This is a genomic window from Paraburkholderia sp. (genome assembly GCF_050742655.1).
Lineage (GTDB): Bacteria > Pseudomonadota > Gammaproteobacteria > Burkholderiales > Burkholderiaceae > Paraburkholderia.
Map to the genome: position 1 here is coordinate 1 of NZ_JBOIGG010000039.1, position 19,900 is coordinate 19,900.

14 protein-coding genes and 4 tRNA genes are annotated in these 19,900 nt (G+C 60.3%); all 18 read right to left on the reverse strand.

The window, feature by feature from the left end:
• Positions 1–136: GTP-binding protein (locus ACREXZ_RS30025; RefSeq protein ID WP_431767784.1), on the reverse strand; the 136-nt coding region annotated here is incomplete at its 3' end.
• A 47-nt stretch (positions 137–183) separates the two neighbouring features.
• Positions 184–2,286: an elongation factor G gene (gene fusA, locus ACREXZ_RS30030; RefSeq protein ID WP_431767773.1), complete on the reverse strand. Its 2,103-nt coding sequence runs from the start codon at positions 2,284–2,286 to the stop codon at positions 184–186.
• Positions 2,287–2,425: 139 nt separating this feature from the next.
• Positions 2,426–2,896 (reverse strand): 30S ribosomal protein S7, encoded by a 471-nt coding sequence (gene rpsG / locus ACREXZ_RS30035; protein ID WP_006053291.1) that lies wholly within the window; start codon positions 2,894–2,896, stop codon positions 2,426–2,428.
• Positions 2,897–3,077: 181 nt separating this feature from the next.
• Positions 3,078–3,458: a 30S ribosomal protein S12 gene (gene rpsL / locus ACREXZ_RS30040; RefSeq protein ID WP_035935550.1), complete on the reverse strand. Its 381-nt coding sequence runs from the start codon at positions 3,456–3,458 to the stop codon at positions 3,078–3,080.
• A 255-nt stretch (positions 3,459–3,713) separates the two neighbouring features.
• Complete coding sequence (gene recQ / locus ACREXZ_RS30045; RefSeq protein ID WP_431767774.1) at positions 3,714–5,561, reverse strand: DNA helicase RecQ; 1,848 nt, start codon at positions 5,559–5,561, stop codon at positions 3,714–3,716.
• Between the two features lie 188 nt (positions 5,562–5,749).
• The gene (rpoC, locus tag ACREXZ_RS30050; protein WP_431767775.1) at positions 5,750–9,988 is read right to left on the reverse strand and encodes a DNA-directed RNA polymerase subunit beta'; all 4,239 of its coding nucleotides are present in this window, start codon (positions 9,986–9,988) and stop codon (positions 5,750–5,752) included.
• A gap of 21 nt (positions 9,989–10,009) precedes the next feature.
• Positions 10,010–14,116, reverse strand: a complete 4,107-nt coding sequence (gene rpoB, locus ACREXZ_RS30055) for a DNA-directed RNA polymerase subunit beta (protein ID WP_431767776.1) — start codon at positions 14,114–14,116, stop codon at positions 10,010–10,012.
• Between the two features lie 370 nt (positions 14,117–14,486).
• On the reverse strand, positions 14,487–14,861 hold the full coding sequence (rplL, locus tag ACREXZ_RS30060) for a 50S ribosomal protein L7/L12 (protein ID WP_431767777.1): 375 nt from the start codon (positions 14,859–14,861) through the stop codon (positions 14,487–14,489).
• Between the two features lie 81 nt (positions 14,862–14,942).
• Positions 14,943–15,443 (reverse strand): 50S ribosomal protein L10, encoded by a 501-nt coding sequence (rplJ, locus tag ACREXZ_RS30065; protein ID WP_431767778.1) that lies wholly within the window; start codon positions 15,441–15,443, stop codon positions 14,943–14,945.
• A 301-nt stretch (positions 15,444–15,744) separates the two neighbouring features.
• A complete protein-coding gene (gene rplA, locus ACREXZ_RS30070; RefSeq protein WP_431767779.1) occupies positions 15,745–16,443 on the reverse strand; it encodes a 50S ribosomal protein L1 in 699 nt (232 codons plus the stop codon).
• Complete coding sequence (gene rplK, locus ACREXZ_RS30075; protein WP_431767780.1) at positions 16,444–16,875, reverse strand: 50S ribosomal protein L11; 432 nt, start codon at positions 16,873–16,875, stop codon at positions 16,444–16,446.
• Between the two features lie 151 nt (positions 16,876–17,026).
• Positions 17,027–17,584 carry a transcription termination/antitermination protein NusG gene (nusG, locus tag ACREXZ_RS30080; protein ID WP_431767781.1) on the reverse strand — a complete coding sequence of 186 codons (558 nt, stop codon included), beginning with the start codon at positions 17,582–17,584 and terminating at the stop codon, positions 17,027–17,029.
• 1 nt (position 17,585) lies between these two features.
• Entirely contained in the window at positions 17,586–17,966 is a 381-nt protein-coding gene (secE, locus tag ACREXZ_RS30085; RefSeq protein ID WP_431767782.1) for a preprotein translocase subunit SecE, read from the reverse strand.
• Positions 17,967–18,001: 35 nt separating this feature from the next.
• Positions 18,002–18,077, reverse strand: a tRNA-Trp gene (locus ACREXZ_RS30090).
• A gap of 63 nt (positions 18,078–18,140) precedes the next feature.
• Entirely contained in the window at positions 18,141–19,331 is a 1,191-nt protein-coding gene (gene tuf / locus ACREXZ_RS30095) for an elongation factor Tu (protein WP_431767783.1), read from the reverse strand.
• Between the two features lie 63 nt (positions 19,332–19,394).
• Positions 19,395–19,469: transfer RNA gene (locus ACREXZ_RS30100), tRNA-Thr, on the reverse strand.
• A gap of 15 nt (positions 19,470–19,484) precedes the next feature.
• Positions 19,485–19,558: transfer RNA gene (locus ACREXZ_RS30105), tRNA-Gly, on the reverse strand.
• A gap of 37 nt (positions 19,559–19,595) precedes the next feature.
• Positions 19,596–19,681 (reverse strand) — tRNA-Tyr (locus tag ACREXZ_RS30110).
• Positions 19,682–19,900 lie beyond the last annotated feature (219 nt).

The following is a 19,900-nucleotide window of genomic DNA, read 5'->3' on the forward strand; positions in this document are numbered from 1 at the left end:
CCTTCGCTTCTCCACCGAACTTCGCGGTCAGCACCGTCGTGATCGCCGCCGTCAGCGTGGTCTTGCCGTGGTCAACGTGTCCGATCGTCCCCACGTTCACGTGCGGCTTCGTCCGCTCAAATTTACCTTTTGCCATGTTTCTCTTCTTTCAAAAAAGTTGATCGATGAATGCTGCCGAAAGATTTACTTCGACTTCGCGTTGATGATCGCCTCGGATACGTTGCGCGGCGCTTCTGCGTAATGCTTGAACTCCATCGTGTACGTGGCGCGCCCTTGCGAGAGCGAACGCAGCGACGTCGAGTAACCGAACATTTCCGACAACGGCACTTCTGCGCGGACGATCTTGCCGCCGCCAATCATGTCTTCCATGCCCTGAACAATGCCGCGACGACCCGACAGGTCGCCCATGACGTTGCCCATGTAGTCTTCCGGCGTTTCGACTTCGACAGCCATCATCGGTTCGAGAATAACCGGGTTCGCCTTGCGCATCGCTTCCTTGAACGCCATCGAACCAGCCATGCGGAACGCGTTTTCGTTCGAGTCAACGTCGTGGTACGAACCGAACGTCAGATGCACCTTCACGTCGACAACCGGGAAACCGGCCAGCACGCCGCTCTTCAGCGTTTCCTGGATGCCCTTGTCGACAGCCGGGATGTACTCGCGCGGAATCACGCCGCCCTTGATCTCGTCGAGGAACTCGTAGCCCTTGCCCTGTTCGTTCGGCTCGAGCGTGATGACCGCGTGACCGTACTGGCCGCGACCACCCGACTGCTTGACGAACTTGCCGTCGACGTCTTCCGCCTTACCGCGGATCGTTTCACGGTACGCCACCTGCGGCTTGCCGACGGTAGCTTCGACGCCGAATTCACGCTTCATCCGGTCGACCAGAATTTCGAGGTGGAGCTCGCCCATGCCCGAAATAATGGTTTGACCCGACTCTTCGTCCGTTTGCACACGGAACGACGGATCTTCCTGAGCCAGGCGGTTAAGCGCCAGACCCATCTTTTCCTGGTCGGGCTTCGTCTTCGGCTCAACAGCCTGTGAAATCACCGGCTCCGGGAAAATCATGCGCTCGAGCACGATCGGGTGCAGCGGATCGCACAGCGTGTCACCCGTGGTCGCATCTTTCAGACCAACTGCAGCAGCAATATCGCCCGCGTGCACTTCCTTGATTTCTTCACGCTGGTTCGCGTGCATCAGCAGAATACGACCGAGACGTTCCTTCTTGTCCTTGGTCGCGTTCAGCAGCGTGTCGCCCGACTTCGTCGTGCCGGAGTACACACGGAAGAAGATCAACTGGCCGACAAACGGGTCGGTCATGATCTTGAATGCGAGAGACGAGAACTTCTCGTCGTCAGCTGCGCGACGCTCAGCCTTTTCACCGTTTTCGAGTTCACCCGTAACCGGCGGAATGTCGATCGGCGACGGCAGAAAGTCGAGCACGGCGTCCAGCATCCGTTGCACGCCCTTGTTCTTGAACGCGGTGCCGCACAGCATCGGCTGGATTTCGCAAGCGATCGTACGGTCGCGCAGGCCCTTGACGATTTCAGCTTCCGTCAGTTCGCCTTCTTCGAGGTACTTGTTCATCAGCTCTTCGCTCGACTCAGCGGCAGCCTCGATCATCTTTTCACGCCATTCATTGCACGTGTCGACGAGCTCCGCCGGAATTTCTTCGTACGAGAACTTCGTGCCTTGGGACGCTTCGTCCCAAATGATCGCCTTCATCTTCAGCAGATCGACCACGCCCGTGAACGTTTCTTCCGCACCGATAGGCACCACGACCGGAACCGGATTCGCCTTCAGACGCAGCTTCAACTGATCGTAGACCTTGAAGAAGTTCGCACCGGTACGGTCCATCTTGTTGATGAACGCGAGACGGGGAACCTTGTACTTGTTTGCCTGGCGCCACACCGTTTCCGACTGCGGTTGCACGCCGCCCACAGCACAGTAGACCATGCACGCGCCGTCGAGCACGCGCATCGAGCGCTCGACTTCAATCGTGAAGTCGACGTGACCCGGGGTGTCGATGATGTTGATACGGTGTTCAGGGCGGTCGCCCGCCATGCCCTTCCAGAAAGCAGTGGTAGCAGCGGACGTGATCGTGATACCGCGCTCCTGTTCCTGCTCCATCCAGTCCATGGTTGCTGCGCCGTCGTGAACTTCACCAATCTTGTGGTTCACGCCGGTGTAAAACAGAATGCGCTCGGTCGTCGTCGTTTTGCCGGCGTCGATGTGAGCGCTAATACCGATGTTACGGTAGCGCTCGATAGGAGTCTTGCGAGCCACTTTGATCCTCTATGGGGATTGACGCGCTGGATATCGACCCAGCGTGCCCTAACACAAACGGGCGAGGCGCCTTGAAGCGCACCCGCCCGGAATTTCTTTCCGTTATACCGCCGGGTCTGGCACGACCCCGGCAGAACGCTTAGAAACGGAAATGCGAGAACGCCTTGTTGGCTTCTGCCATCCGGTGGACTTCGTCGCGCTTCTTCATTGCGCCGCCGCGGCCTTCTGCGGCCTCGGACAGTTCACCAGCCAGGCGCAGGGCCATGGACTTCTCGCTACGCTTCTTCGCAGCCTCACGCAGCCAACGCATCGCCAATGCCATACGACGCGACGGACGCACTTCGACCGGAACCTGGTAGTTCGCACCACCAACGCGACGGCTCTTCACTTCAACGACCGGCTTCACGTTGTTGAGCGCCACCGTGAACACTTCCAGCGGGTCCTTGCCACCCTTGGTCTGGATCTGTTCGAAAGCGCCGTACACGATGCGCTCGGCAACCGACTTCTTGCCCGAGAGCATCAGCACGTTCATGAATTTTGCTACATCTACGTTACCGAACTTCGGATCCGGCAACACTTCCCGCTTGGGGACTTCGCGACGACGCGGCATGTTTCTTCCTTTACCTTTTCAGTTGGAGCTGCTTTCAGCCCCGCGGTCACCAACTAACCCGATTCATCTTTACGACTAACCAGCCCGGTCGGGTGACCACTTACTCGACAGCACCGGTGAATCCGGCACCACCGCCATTACCGCCTCTTCAGGCGACCTGATACGACTGCAAACCAGCTGCTTACTTGCCGGCCTTCGCACGCTTCGCACCGTACTTCGAGCGAGCCTGCTTACGGTCCTTGACGCCCTGGGTATCCAGCGAGCCGCGAACCATGTGATAACGCACACCCGGCAAATCCTTAACCCGGCCGCCACGGATCAGCACAACCGAGTGTTCCTGCAGGTTGTGGCCTTCACCGCCGATATACGAAATCACTTCGAAGCCGTTCGTCAGACGAACCTTGGCGACCTTACGGAGCGCCGAGTTCGGCTTCTTAGGCGTCGTGGTGTACACACGGGTGCACACGCCGCGACGCTGGGGGCAGTCCTGCAAGGCCGGGCTCTTGCTCTTCACAGTTTCTGAAGCGCGGCCTTTGCGAACCAGTTGATTGATGGTTGGCATTGTTTATTCCTGAAATTGAACAAAACCGATGTATTCGTTTCTGGGCAAAGCAGAAACGATGAACACCGAACTTCCTGTTTGCTTCTTTTTGCTTCCGCATCCCGCTGCTGCACATGACAACGCACGCGCGAAAGGCGCGCGCAGGCAAGCCAAAATCCGGAACCTAGCACTATATTCTGGAAATACCAAACAAGTCAACAGGTTGCGGGGCTAGGGAAGGGAGTTTCGCGGCGATGCGGTGTTCTTACTTGACTGTCAGTCGGCGGAGACGACTTCGAGCAGCTCCGCGCCGAAGCGATCGAGCTTGCGGGCACCCATCCCGGGGATGTGGCGAAGACCATCGAGAGTATCGGGCCCGTTGCGGGCAATTTCCGCCAGCGTCGCGTCGTGGAAAATAACGTAGGCGGGCACTCCGTCGCTTTTCGCGGTCTCGGTGCGCCAGGCGCGCAGCCGCTCCCAGCGGGCGCGCTCGCGCGGTCCCATGCCGAGCGTCGGGTCAGCCCGTTCGCTCGTGCGGCCCGACGATTGCCGTGTGCGGGTCGGCTTAACGTAACGGCGCAGCGTCACGTTCTGGTCGCCCTTCAGCACCGGCTTGCTGGCCGCGGTCAGCACCAGCGACCCATAGCCCTCGTGGTCGATGGACAGATAGCCGAACGCCACCAGTTGCCGGAACACCGCTCGCCACTCCGGCTCGGACAGCGCCGCGCCGATGCCGAACGTGCTCAGCTTCTCGTGGCCGCGCTGCAGAACCTTCTCGCTCTTGTTGCCGCGAAGAATGTCGATCAGGTGGCCCGCGCCGAAATGAAAACCGCTCGCGCGCTGCGCGCGGAACACGCACGACAGCGCCATCTGCGCTTCGCGCGTAGCATCCCACGACGCCGGCGGCTCAAGGCAGGTATCGCAGTTGCCGCACGGCCCGCTCGACTCGCCGAAGTAGCCGAGCAACCGCACGCGCCGGCACGACGCGGTTTCGCACAGCCCTAGCAGCGCGTCGAGCTTGCCGGTCTGCACGCGTTTGTGCGCATCATCAGCCTCGGACTCGTCGATCATCTTGCGCTGCTGGACAACATCGCCCAGACCGTACGTCATCCACGCATTGGCCGGCATGCCGTCGCGGCCGGCTCGACCGGTTTCCTGGTAGTAGCCTTCGACGCTCTTCGGCAAATCGAGGTGCGCGACAAACCGCACGTCGGGTTTGTCGATACCCATCCCGAACGCGATCGTCGCGCACATCACGACACCTTCCTCGCGCTGGAACATTTCCTGATGCTTCTGCCGGATCTCGAATTCCATGCCCGCGTGATACGGCAGCGCGCGGACACCCTGCGCTTTCAGCCATTCCGCGGTCTCCTCGACTTTGCGGCGCGACAGGCAATAGACCACGCCCGCGTCGGTGGTGCCATCCGCGCGCGTGTGCTCGGCGCGGATGAAATCGAGCAGCTGCGACCGTGCGTTGTCTTTTTCGACGATCCGGTAACGGATGTTCGGACGATCGAAGCTCGAAACGAAAATGCGCGCATCGTCGAGTGCGAGACGCTGGACGATCTCTTCGCGGGTAATCGCGTCGGCCGTCGCGGTCAGCGCGATGCGGGGCACCGACGGGAACCGCTCGTGCAGCACGGAAAGCTGGATGTATTCCGGCCGGAAATCGTGCCCCCACTGCGACACGCAGTGCGCCTCGTCGATCGCGAACAGGCCGATGCGCGTGCGCTCGAGCAGCTCGAGAAAACGTGGTGTCATCAGTCGTTCGGGTGCGACGTACAGCAGATCGATGTCGCCGTCGCGCAGCGCGCGCTCGGTCGCGGCCGCTTCGGCGCCCGACAGCGTCGAGTTCAGATACGCAGCGCGCACGCCAACTTCAGTCAACGCCGCGACCTGATCCTGCATCAACGCGATCAACGGCGACACGACGACGCCGGCACCGAGCCCGGCTTCGCGGCGCACCAGCGATGGAATCTGGTAGCACAGCGATTTGCCGCCGCCGGTCGGCATCAGCACGAGCGAATCGCCACCCGATGCAACGTGCTCGACGATCTCGCCCTGCTGTCCGCGGAACGCGGGATAACCGAAGACTTCGTTGAGAATTTCGAGCGAACGGGACATTGAGATCGGGAAGAGACGGCGGGCCGGACAAACGAATTTTACCAACGCATCCGCCGCGTGCCCGCGTTTCTCGCGAACATTCACCGATCGGCCGATGGGAAGGACAAAAAAACGGCAAAAAAAAGCCGCCCGGTCGAAACCGGGCGGCTCGTGCGGTTCGAAGACGGAAGCGGCTTGCGCCCCGCGTCTTACTCGCCGGAGTGCTGCTGTTCGGCGGCCGGGGTTTCCGGCGTACCGAATTCGAAGGCCTCTTCGGCCGCGATCTGATCGAAACGCTCGCGGTCGGACAGTTCCTTGGTCTTGCGCGCCTTGTGGAACGCGAGACCCGTACCAGCCGGAATCAGACGACCGACGATCACGTTTTCCTTCAGCCCACGCAGATCGTCGCGCTTGCCCATGATCGCCGCTTCGGTCAGCACGCGAGTCGTTTCCTGGAACGACGCCGCGGAGATGAACGAATCGGTCGACAGCGACGCCTTCGTGATACCGAGCAGCACGTTTTCGTACGTGGCCGGACGCTTGTCTTCCGCGACCATCCGGTCGTTCTCGTCGAGCATGTCCGACCGCTCGACCTGTTCGCCCGGAATGAAGCGCGTATCGCCGTTGTCCGAAATCTGCACACGACGCAGCATCTGACGCACGATCACTTCAATGTGCTTGTCGTTGATCTTCACGCCCTGCAGACGGTACACGTCCTGCACTTCGTCCACGATGTAGCGCGACAGCGCCTCGACGCCCTGCAGACGCAGGATGTCGTGCGGATCGGCCGGCCCGTCGACGATCATTTCGCCCTTGTTGACGACTTGACCATCGTGCACCAGGACCTGCTTTTCCTTCGCGATCAGGAACTCGTGCTGTTCGCCTTCGAGGTCCGTGATAACGAGACGCTGCTTGCCCTTCGTGTCCTTACCGAACGACGTCGTACCCGTGACTTCCGCGAGAATGCCGGCGTCCTTCGGTGAACGTGCTTCGAACAGTTCGGCCACACGTGGCAGACCACCGGTAATGTCACGCGTCTTCTGCGATTCGGTCGGGATCCGTGCGAGCACTTCACCGACCTGCACCTGCTGACCGTCCTTCACGGTAATCAGCGCGCCGACCTGGAAGCCGATCTGCACCGAATGCTCGGTGTTCGGGATCTTCACTTCCTCACCAGCCGCGTCGAGCAGCTTCACCTGCGGACGCACGCTCTTCGAAGCCTGCGAACCGCGGCGCTTCACGTCGATCACGACGAGCGTCGAAAGCCCCGTCACGTCGTCGATCTGCTTCGCTACCGTCACGCCTTCCTCGACGTTTTCGAACTTCACCGTACCGCCGTACTCGGTGATGATCGGGCGCGTCATCGGATCCCACGTCGCGAGCTGCGTACCGGCCTTGATCTGCGCACCGTCCAGCTGCAGCAGCGTCGCGCCGTACGGCACCTTGTGACGTTCGCGCTCACGGCCGTGATCGTCGGTGATCATCGCTTCGCCCGAACGCGAGATGACGATCTGCTCGCCCTTCGCATTCGTGACGTAACGCATCGTCGACGTGAAACGGACCGTACCGTTCGACTTCGCTTCCACCGACGAAGCGACTGCCGCACGCGATGCTGCACCGCCGATGTGGAACGTCCGCATCGTCAGCTGCGTGCCCGGTTCGCCGATCGACTGCGCGGCGATCACGCCGACCGCTTCGCCGACGTTGACCGACGAGCCGCGGCCGAGATCCCGGCCGTAGCAGGCTGCGCACAAGCCGTAACGCGTTTCGCACGTCAGCGGCGTGCGTACGCGCACTTCGTCGATGCCGAGGCGTTCGATTTCTTCGACCGCATCTTCGTCGAGCAGCGTGCCCGTTTCGTACAGCGTTTCCTGCGATTCCGGATTGACGACGTCAGCCACCGTCACGCGACCGAGGATACGGTCACGCAGGGCTTCGACGACTTCACCGCCTTCGACCAACGCCTTCATGGCGACGCCGTTCGACGTACCGCAATCGTCCTCGACCACCACCAGATCCTGCGTCACGTCGACGAGACGTCGCGTCAGGTAACCCGAGTTTGCCGTCTTCAGTGCCGTATCAGCCAGACCCTTACGTGCACCGTGGGTCGAGATGAAGTACTGCAACACGTTGAGGCCTTCGCGGAAGTTCGCCGTAATCGGCGTCTCGATGATCGAGCCGTCCGGCTTCGCCATCAGGCCACGCATACCGGCCAGCTGGCGAATCTGAACCGCCGAACCGCGCGCGCCCGAGTCGGCCATCATGTAGATGGAGTTGAACGACTCCTGACGCGTCTGGTTGCCGTCGCGATCGACCACCGGTTCCGTCGACAGCTGTTCCATCATCGCCTTACCGACCGCTTCCGACGTTGCCGACCAGATGTCGACCACGTTGTTGTAGCGCTCTTGCGACGTGACGAGACCCGACATGTACTGACGGTCGTATTCCTTCACCTTCTTCGCGGCGTCGCCGACGATGGTTTCCTTCTGCGGCGGCACGAGCATGTCGTCGACGCAGATCGAAATACCGGCGCGCGTTGCCAGACGGAAGCCCGACTGCATCAACTGGTCGGCGAAAATCACCGTTTCGCGCAGACCGCACTTGCGGAACGCGGTGTTGATCAGACGCGAGATTTCCTTCTTCTTCAGCGGCTTGTTCAGCACCGAGAACGGCAGGCCCGGCGGCAGGATTTCCGACAGGATCGCGCGGCCGACGGTCGTCGCATACAGCGAGATCTTCGGCACGAACTGCGGAGCACCTTCCGACGTGTCTTCGTTACGGACCATTTCGGTGATCCGCACGTTGACGCGCGACGCGAGTTCGACTTCCTTGTTCTCGTACGCGCGCAGCGCTTCCGACACGCCCGTGAACGACAGGCCTTCGCCCTTCGCATTGACCGCTTCACGCGTCGCGTAGTACAGGCCGAGCACGATATCCTGCGACGGCACGATCGACGGATCGCCGTTGGCCGGGAACAGGACGTTGTTCGACGCCAGCATCAGCGTGCGCGCTTCCATCTGCGCTTCGAGCGACAGCGGAACGTGGACAGCCATCTGGTCACCGTCGAAGTCGGCGTTGAACGCCGCGCAAACCAGCGGATGCAGCTGGATTGCCTTACCTTCGATCAGCACCGGCTCGAAAGCCTGAATGCCGAGACGGTGAAGAGTCGGCGCGCGGTTCAGCATGACCGGATGCTCGCGGATCACCTCTTCGAGGATGTCCCACACCACCGGCGTCTGGTTCTCGACTTCCTTCTTCGCAGCCTTGATGGTGGTAGCAACACCCATCACTTCGAGCTTGTTGAAGATGAACGGCTTGAACAGTTCGAGCGCCATCAGCTTCGGCAGACCGCACTGATGCAGCTTGAGCGTCGGGCCGACCACGATGACCGAACGGCCCGAGTAGTCGACGCGCTTGCCCAAAAGGTTCTGACGGAAACGACCGCCCTTACCCTTGATCATGTCGGCGAGCGACTTCAGCGGACGCTTGTTCGCGCCCGTCATCGCCTTACCGCGACGACCGTTGTCGAGCAGCGAATCGACGGCTTCCTGCAGCATCCGCTTTTCGTTGCGGACGATGATTTCAGGCGCCTTCAGTTCGAGCAGACGCTTCAACCGGTTGTTCCGGTTGATCACGCGGCGATACAGGTCGTTCAGGTCCGACGTCGCGAAACGGCCGCCGTCGAGCGGCACGAGCGGACGCAGTTCCGGCGGCAGCACCGGCAGCACTTCGAGCACCATCCAGTCCGGCTTGATGCCCGAACGCTGGAAGGCCTCGAGCACCTTCAGGCGCTTCGCGTACTTCTTGATCTTCGCTTCCGAACCAGTGTTCTTCAGTTCGGTGCGCAGCATCTCGACCTGTTCGTCGATGTTGATCGCACGCAGCAGTTCGCGCACGCCTTCCGCGCCCATTTCGGCACGGAATTCGTCACCGTACTCTTCGACCTTGTTGTAGTAATCCTCTTCGGTCATGATCTGCCGCGCTTTCAGCGGCGTCATGCCCGGGTCGATCACGACGTAGGCTTCGAAATACAGCACGCGCTCGATGTCGCGCAGCGTCATGTCGAGCACCATGCCCAGACGCGACGGCAGCGACTTCAGGAACCAGATGTGCGCGACGGGCGACGCGAGTTCGATGTGACCCATGCGCTCGCGGCGCACCTTGGCGAGCGTCACTTCGACGCCGCACTTTTCGCAGATCACGCCGCGGTGCTTCAGGCGCTTGTACTTGCCGCACAGGCACTCGTAGTCCTTGATCGGCCCGAAGATCTTCGCGCAGAACAGACCATCCCGCTCCGGCTTGAAGGTGCGGTAGTTGATCGTTTCCGGCTTCTTCACTTCGCCGAACGACCACGAGCGGATCTTGTCCGGCGAGGCCAGACCGATCTTGATCGCGTCAAACACTTCGGGTTGTTGGACTTGCTTGAATAGATCGAGCAGAGCTTTCATTGCCTTCTCTCCGTAGTCCGATTAGTTGCGGTCGAGGTCGATGTCGATACCGAGCGAGCGGATTTCCTTCACCAGCACGTTGAAGGATTCCGGCATGCCTGCATCGATCACGTGATCGCCCTTGACCAGGTTCTCATACACCTTGGTCCGGCCGGTCACATCGTCCGACTTCACCGTCAGCATTTCCTGCAGCACGTACGACGCGCCGTACGCTTCGAGCGCCCACACTTCCATTTCACCGAAGCGCTGACCACCGAACTGCGCCTTACCGCCGAGCGGCTGCTGCGTCACGAGCGAGTACGGGCCCGTGGAGCGAGCGTGCATCTTGTCGTCGACCAGGTGATGCAGCTTCAGGTAATGCATGTAGCCGACCGTTACCGATCGCTCGAATGCCTCACCCGTGCGGCCGTCGTACAGACGCACCTGGTTCTTCGACTTCGTCATGCCGAGGTTCTGCGCGATGTCGTCCGGGAACGCCAGGTTCAGCATGCCGGACATTTCTTCTTCCGTCGCACCGTCGAACACCGGCGTCGCGAACGGCACGCCTTCACGCAGGTTCTTGGCGAGTTCGACGATTTCATCGTCCGTGAACGTGTCGATCTCTTCCGCGCGGCCCGACTCGTTGTAGATCTTCGTCAGGAACTCGCGCAGTTCGGCGATCTTCGCCTGACGCTGCAGCATTTCGCCGATACGCCAGCCGAGGCCCTTCGCGGCCCAACCCAGATGCACTTCGAGCACCTGCCCCACGTTCATCCGCGACGGCACGCCGAGCGGATTCAACACGACGTCTGCCGGACGGCCATCGGCCATGTACGGCATGTCTTCGATCGGCACGATCTTCGACACAACGCCCTTGTTACCGTGACGGCCGGCCATCTTGTCGCCAGGCTGCAGGCGGCGCTTCACTGCCAGGTACACCTTGACCATCTTCAGCACGCCCGGCGGCAATTCGTCGCCCTGCGTGAGCTTCTTGCGCTTCTCTTCGAACGCGAGATCGAACTGGTGACGCTTCTGTTCGATCGAGTCCTTGATCGCTTCGAGCTGCGCCGCTGCTTCTTCGTCCGCGAGGCGGATGTCGAACCAGTGGTAGTGGTCGAGATCTTCCAGGTAAGCTTGTTCGATCTTCGTACCCTTCGCGAGCTTCTTCGGACCGCCGTTCGCGACCTTGCCGACGAGCATCCGCGCGAGACGCTGGAACGCGTCGCCTTCCACGATACGCAACTGGTCGTTCAGGTCGAGGCGATAGCGCTTCAGTTCATCGTCGATGATCTGTTGCGCGCGCTTGTCGCGCTGGATGCCTTCGCGCGTGAACACCTGCACGTCGATCACGGTACCGCTCATGCCCGACGGCACGCGCAGCGACGTGTCCTTCACATCCGATGCCTTCTCGCCGAAGATCGCGCGCAGCAGCTTTTCTTCCGGCGTCAGCTGGGTTTCGCCCTTCGGCGTCACCTTGCCGACCAGCACGTCGCCTGCTTCGACTTCCGCGCCGATGTACACGATGCCCGACTCGTCGAGACGGCCAAGCTGTACTTCAGCGAGATTCGAAATGTCGCGCGTGATTTCTTCCGGTCCGAGCTTCGTGTCGCGAGCCACGACGTTCAGTTCTTCGATGTGGATCGACGTGTAACGGTCGTCGGCCACCACCTTCTCCGAGATCAGGATCGAGTCTTCGAAGTTGTAGCCGTTCCACGGCATGAACGCGACCAGCATGTTCTGGCCAAGCGCCAGTTCGCCGAGATCGGTCGATGCGCCGTCAGCCAGCACGTCGCCACGCGACACGATGTCGCCGACCTTCACGATCGGACGCTGGTTGATGTTCGTGTTCTGGTTCGAACGCGTGTACTTGATCAGGTTGTAGATGTCCACGCCGACGTCGCCAGCAGCGGCTTCGTCATCGTTCACGCGGATCACCATACGGCCTGCGTCGACGTAATCGACCACACCGCCGCGGAATGCCTGAACCGTCGTACCCGAGTCGACCGCCACCGTACGCTCGATACCCGTACCGACCACGGCCTTTTCCGGACGCAGACACGGCACCGCCTGACGCTGCATGTTCGAACCCATCAACGCGCGGTTCGCGTCATCGTGCTCGAGGAACGGAATCAGCGAAGCTGCCACCGACACGATCTGCGACGGCGCCACGTCCATGTACTGGATGCGGTCCGGCGTGACCATCAGCGTTTCGCCCGCTTCACGCGACGACACGAGTTCGTCGGTCAGCGTGCCATCAGCAGCAACCGCCGCGTTCGCCTGAGCGATCACGTAACGGCCTTCTTCGATCGCCGACAGGTAGTCGATCTGGTCGGTCACCTTGCTGTCCGTCACCTTGCGATACGGCGTTTCGAGGAAGCCGTATTCGTTCAGGTGCGCGTACAGCGCGAGCGAGTTGATCAGGCCGATGTTCGGACCTTCCGGCGTTTCGATCGGGCACACACGGCCGTAGTGGGTCGGGTGCACGTCGCGGACTTCGAAGCCTGCGCGTTCACGCGTCAGACCGCCCGGTCCAAGTGCCGACACGCGGCGCTTGTGGGTGATTTCCGACAGCGGGTTGGTCTGGTCCATGAACTGCGACAGCTGCGACGAACCGAAGAACTCGCGGATCGCCGACGAAATCGGCTTCGAGTTGATCAGGTCGTGCGGCATCAGGTTTTCGCTTTCGGCCTGGCCGAGGCGTTCCTTCACAGCACGTTCGACACGCACGAGACCGGCGCGGAACTGGTTCTCTGCCAGTTCGCCGACACAACGCACGCGACGATTGCCCAAGTGGTCGATATCGTCCACTTCGCCCTTGCCGTTACGCAGCTCGACGAGGATTTTGATCGTCGCGAGGATGTCGTCGTCCTGCAGCGTCATCGGTCCGATGATCTCGTCGCGACCTACGCGACGATTGAACTTCATACGGCCCACCTTCGACAGGTCGTACGCGTCTTCGCTGTAGAAGAGACGATTGAACAGCGCCTCGACCGCTTCTTCGGTCGGCGGTTCGCCCGGACGCATCATCCGGTAGATCGCGATACGCGCGGCCATGCGGTCCGCGGTTTCGTCGATGCGCAGCGTCGACGAGATGTACGGACCTTGATCCAGATCGTTCGTATAGAGCGTCTGGATGTCCTTGATCTTCGCTTCGCGCAGCTTCTCGAGCGCGGTCTCGGTGATTTCGTCGTTCGCGTTCGCGATCACTTCGCCGGTATCGCCGTCGACGACGTTCTTCGCGAGCACACGGCCGAGCAGATAGTCTTCCGGAACCGAGATGAACTTCGTCTTCGCGTTTTCGAGGTCGCGGATGTGCTTCGCGTTGATCCGCTTGTCCTTCTGCACGATGACGTTGCCGTCACGATCCGTGATGTCGAAACGCGCGACTTCACCACGCAGACGCTCGGGCACGAACTCCATCTGCGCGCCTTCCGGCATCAGCGTGAAGTTGTCGAACACGAAGAAGTTCGCGAGGATCTGTTCCGGCGTGAGGCCGATCGCCTTCAGCAGGATCGTGACCGGCATCTTGCGGCGACGGTCGACGCGGAAGTACAGCACGTCCTTCGGATCGAATTCGAAGTCGAGCCACGAGCCGCGGTACGGAATGATCCGTGCGGAGAACAGCAGCTTGCCCGAGCTGTGCGTCTTGCCCTTGTCATGTTCGAAGAACACGCCGGGCGAACGGTGCAGCTGCGAAACGATCACGCGTTCCGTGCCGTTAATGACGAACGAACCCGTCGGCGTCATGAGCGGAATTTCGCCCATGTACACTTCCTGTTCCTTCACTTCCTTAACGACCGGCTTGCTCGGCGATTCCTTGTCGAGCAGCACGAGACGCACTTTCGCGCGCAGTGCGGAGCAGTACGTCAAGCCGCGTTGCTGGCATTCCTTGATGTTGAATGCCGGCGACGACAGCATGTAGCTGACGAATTCGAGACGCGCGAAACCGTTGTGCGACACGATCGGGAAAACCGATGTGAACGCGGCCTGCAGGCCTTCGGGCTTGCGTTGTGCTGCGGGCACGTCTGCTTGCAGAAACGTGCTGAATGATTCAAGCTGGGTAGCCAGCAGGAAAGGTACTTGGTGAACGATGGGGCGCTTCGCAAAACTCTTGCGAATACGCTTCTTCTCGGTGAAGGAATATTGCATACGATCTCCGAATCACGGCGGGCATTGTTGTCGAGGCAGGGTACCTTGATGAGACAACCCGAGTGTTCACCGACTGAGACCCGATGGCCGTCCGATGGCTTGAACGAGCCTAGAAGCTTGGTGGTTGGCCGCTACCAACCGCTGGCTGACGGCAGCGGATGCCTGTGTTGCCCGCTGCCCGACCAAACTTGCCTTCTGCAGTCGCTTCAGAAGACAAAGAGAATCGCCGGTCGACCTTACCGAAAGACGGTTCTCTTTGGCTTCTTGGAGGCACGTTCTTGCCGAAACAGCAATGCAAAGACGTAGTCCCCAGAAAGCACAAAAAGGCCGGCGGTGGAAAACCGCCAGCCTTCGCGCAGCCTGCTGAAATTTACTTGATTTCAGCTTTCGCGCCAGCTTCTTCGAGCTTCTTCTTCGCTTCTTCAGCAGCAGCCTTCGGTACCGCTTCCTTCACAGGCTTCGGTGCACCGTCGACCAGATCCTTCGCTTCCTTCAGGCCAAGACCCGTCAGTTCGCGAACCGCCTTAATGACCGACACCTTGTTCGCGCCGATTTCCGTCAGGTTGACCGTGAATTCGGTTTGCTCTTCAGCAACGGCTGCTGCGCCGCCGCCTGCCGGGCCTGCCACTGCAACAGCAGCTGCCGACACGCCAAACTTTTCTTCGAACGCCTTGACCAGCTCGTTCAGTTCCAGAACCGACATCGAGCCTACGGCTTCGAGGATGTCTTCTTTTGCGATTGCCATTTGAAATACTCCTAAATTGAATTCGGATACAGCCAGCGATCGATTACGCTCAACCGACGTGCGTCACGCACTGCCTGAAACTCAGGCAGCTTCGGTTTCACCTTTCTTTGCTGCGAGCGCGCCAAGAGCGCGAGCGAAGCCAGAAACAGGTGCCTGCATGACGAACAGCAGCTTGGAGAGCAGTTCCTCGCGGCTCGGGATGCTGGCCAGCGCTTGCACGCCCGCCTTGTCCATCACCTTGCCTTCGTAGGAACCGGCCTTGATGATCAACTTGTCATTGCCCTTGCCGAAGTCGTTGACGACCTTGGCAGCAGCAATTGCATCTTCCGAGATGCCGTAGATCAGAGGACCAGTCATCTGCTCAGCCAGCGGAGCAAACGGAGTACCTTCGACAGCGCGACGCGCCAGCGTGTTTTTCAACACACGGAGATACACCTGTTGCTCGCGCGCTTTCGCGCGCAGCTTGGTCAGATCGCCAACCGTGATCCCACGATATTCGGCCAGAACGACGGTCTGGGCTTTCGCGACTTGCGCGGCAACCTCAGCGACGACGGCCTGCTTACTTTCTTTATTGAGTGGCACGGTTAACTCCAGATTCGATACGCTCAGCGGGTGCCTTGCGTACCGCGTTCAACAACGGCGTCCGACCAGTCAGGAGCATTTCGACCGCCTGCTAACCGCATCGCTGCGGGTACCAAACGGCTTCAGCACTACAAAACCATTTCGGGTTCGCCATCTGCGTTGGCTTTGCATTAAGAGAACACCTACCTGATGCGTCCTCGCCAACGGTCTTTGACAACCGGCCGTGCGATGCGAACTGCCACCTCACGACCGCCCAAAGCCCTTAAATAGCGTTCCAGCTCTCACCGGAACGCCGAATTTCTTACTGCGCGGCCAGCGATGCCTGATCGACACGCACGCCGGCACCCATCGTGCTCGACAGTGCGATCTTGCGCAGGTACACACCCTTGCTCGTCGCCGGCTTCGCCTTTTGCAGCGCTTCGACCAGCGCGTTCAGGTTGTTGCGCAGCGCGGTCGGTTCGAACGATGCACGGCCGATCGTTGCGTGGATAATCCCGCCCTTGTCGACACGGAATTGCACCTGACCGGCCTTCGCGTTCTTCACGGCGGTCGCGACGTCCGGCGTCACCGTGCCGACCTTCGGGTTCGGCATCAGGCCGCGCGGACCGAGGATCTGGCCCAGCGTACCAACAACACGCATCGTGTCCGGCGAAGCGATCACGACGTCGAAGTTCAGGTTACCGGCCTTGACCTGTTCGGCTAGATCTTCCATACCGACGATTTCAGCGCCAGCGGCACGAGCCTGCTCGGCCTTCTCGCCCTGCGCGAACACTGCGACACGTACCGACTTGCCGGTACCGGCCGGCAGCACCACCGAACCACGCACCACTTGATCCGACTTCTTTGCATCGATACCGAGTTGCACGGCAACGTCGATCGATTCGTCGAACTTCGCGGTCGCGCAGCTCTTCACGAGCGTGAGCGCTTCGTCGATCGCATACAGCTTCTCGCGGTCGATCTGGTTTGCAAAAGATTGCAGACGCTTAGAAAGCTTGGCCATTTACACGCCCTCCACGGTGATGCCCATCGAACGGGCGCTACCAGCGATCGTACGGACCGCTGCGTCGAGATCAGCTGCAGTGAGATCAGGCATTTTGCTCTTGGCGATCTCTTCGGCCTGCGCGCGCGTAATCTTGCCGACCTTGTCGGTGTGCGGCTTGCTCGAGCCTTTGTCGACCTTCGCAGCCTTCTTGATCAGAACCGTTGCCGGCGGCGTCTTCAGAATGAACGTGAAGCTCTTGTCGGCGAACGCGGTGATGACAACCGGAGTCGGCAGGCCCGGTTCCAACGCTTGCGTCTGTGCGTTGAACGCCTTGCAGAATTCCATGATGTTCAGGCCGCGCTGGCCCAGTGCCGGGCCGACCGGCGGCGACGGGTTGGCTTTACCTGCAGGAATCTGCAGCTTGATAAAGCCGATGATTTTCTTTGCCATGTTGAAAACCTCGTTGGAACGCGTTAACGTTCAGGTGAGTGATAGCGCGCTTTCGGCAAACATCGACTACTTGCGCTCCTCAACGGCCATTACGCGGACCGTAAGCGCGAAAAGTGGATCGCGCCATTCGGCGCAACCCACATGAGTCAGATCACAGCTTTTCGACCTGACCAAATTCCAGCTCAACCGGTGTTGCCCGGCCGAAAATCGTCACAGAAACACGGACTCGCGACTTCTCGTAGTTCACTTCCTCGACGCTGCCGTTGAAGTCCGTGAACGGACCATCCTTCACGCGGACCAACTCGCCGACTTCGAACAGGGTTTTCGGACGCGGCTTCTCCACGCCTTCCTGCATCTGCGACATGATCTTCTCGACTTCCCTCGGGGAAATCGGACTCGGACGATTGCGTGCGCCGCCCACGAAACCGGTTACCTTTGCCGTGTTCTTCACGAGGTGCCACGTTTCGTCTGTCATTTCCATTTCCACGAGCACATAGCCCGGGAAGAAACGACGCTCGGTCACCGATTTGTGACCGCCCTTAACCTCGACCACCTCTTCAGTCGGCACGAGGATCTGGCCAAACTTATCCTGCATGCCAGCACGTTCGATGCGCTCCTGAAGCGCGCGTTGCACGCTCTTCTCCATGCCGGAGTAGGCGTGCACGACGTACCAACGTTTACCGCTCGGGGATGCCGGAGTATCACTCATATCATTTCCAACCCAGAATCACCGAGAAAATCGCCCATTCAATGGATTTATCGCTAATCCAGAGAATGATCGCCATGACCAGTACAAAGCCGAACACGACCAAGGTTGTTTGCGTAGCCTCTTTACGCGTGGGCCACACAACCTTGCGAACTTCCTTGTACGAATCTTTGGCAAATGCGATGAAACCCTTGCCGGGCGCGGAGAGAAGACCGACCGCCACACCCGCGATCACCCCAACCACAAGGGCCGCACCGCGGACGTACCACTCCTGGCCGCTCAGCCAGAAGAACCCTACGAACCCGGCCAAGACCAGCAATACGCCCGCGGTCAACGTCAGCTTGTCGCCGGAGGTATTTACAGTTTCGACGGAAGGATTCGCCATAACACCCTAAACGAGCACCACATGCGGCGCGATATTGGCAGGGGCAGAGGGAATCGAACCCCCAACCTTCGGTTTTGGAGACCGACGCTCTGCCAGTTGAGCTATACCCCTAAACCATTTGGGGCTGACGACACCGTCAACCCCGAAACAACCGATCAACGAGAACTAGCTGGCTTACTCGATGATCTTGGCGACGACACCGGCGCCGACGGTACGACCACCTTCACGGATGGCGAAGCGCAGGCCTTCTTCCATCGCGATCGGGTGGATCAGCTTCACCGTGATCGACACGTTGTCGCCCGGCATCACCATTTCCTTGTCCTTCGGCAGCTCGATCGAGCCCGTCACATCCGTCGTACGGAAGTAGAACTGCGGACGGTAGTTGTTGAAGAACGGCGTATGACGGCCGCCCTCATCCTTGCTCAGCACGTACACTTCTGCCGTGAAGTGCGTGTGCGGGTTGATCGAACCCGGCTTGGCCAGCACCTGGCCACGCTCCACATCTTCACGCTTCGTGCCGCGCAGCAGGATACCCACGTTGTCGCCCGCCTGACCCTGGTCGAGCAGCTTGCGGAACATTTCCACGCCCGTGCACGTCGTCTTCACCGTCGGCTTGATCCCGACGATCTCGATTTCCTCGCCGACCTTCACGACTCCGCGCTCAACCCGGCCCGTCACCACCGTGCCACGACCCGAGATCGAGAACACGTCTTCCACCGGCATCAGGAACGCTCCGTCGATCGCGCGCTCCGGCGTCGGGATGTACGTGTCCAGCGCGTCGGCCAGGTTCATGATCGCCACTTCGCCCAGCTCGCCCTTGTCGCCTTCCAGCGCCAGCTTCGCCGAACCCTTGATGATCGGCGTGTCGTCGCCCGGGAAGTCGTACTTCGACAGCAGCTCACGCACTTCCATCTCCACCAGCTCGAGCAGCTCCGCGTCGTCCACCATGTCGCACTTGTTCAGGAACACGATGATGTACGGCACACCGACCTGACGCGCCAGCAGGATGTGCTCACGCGTTTGCGGCATCGGGCCGTCTGCGGCCGAGCACACCAGGATCGCGCCGTCCATCTGCGCGGCGCCCGTGATCATGTTCTTCACGTAGTCGGCGTGGCCCGGGCAGTCCACGTGGGCGTAGTGGCGGTTCGCCGTTTCGTACTCCACGTGCGCCGTGTTGATCGTGATGCCGCGCGCCTTTTCTTCCGGCGCCGCGTCGATCTGGTCGTACGCCTTCGCTTCTCCACCGAACTTCGCGGTCAGCACCGTCGTGATCGCCGCCGTCAGCGTGGTCTTGCCGTGGTCAACGTGTCCGATCGTCCCCACGTTCACGTGCGGCTTCGTCCGCTCAAATTTACCCTTGGCCATTTTCGACTCCTAGAGGATTTCCGTACGTTGCGCCGGGCGCAAACAATCACTAGCTACTTTCGCTGGTGCCCATGGGCAGGATCGAACTGCCGACCTCTCCCTTACCAAGGGAGTGCTCTACCACTGAGCCACATGGGCGCTACATCTCGACACTGGAGCGGGTGAAGGGAATCGAACCCTCGTCATAAGCTTGGAAGGCTTCTGCTCTACCATTGAGCTACACCCGCAAGAATTCATCGATTCCCAACAACTGCGATCGCATTCTGGTGGAGGAGGTTGGATTCGAACCAACGTAGGCGTAAGCCAACAGATTTACAGTCTGCCCCCTTTAGCCACTCGGGCACCCCTCCGCAGAGAACTGATGATTATGGGGGAGCAACAGCCCCCTGTCAAGAGCAAGCTTTGCTCCACAAGTCATCGAATACTCACTTACCCCTTCAAACACGACGCCCCCGCGAGCCTGAGGGCGGGCGGGGGCGGGTGTTGCTGCTGGGGAGCCTGACGATTACCTACTTTCACACGGGCAATCCGCACTATCATCGGCGTGGAGTCGTTTCACGGTCCTGTTC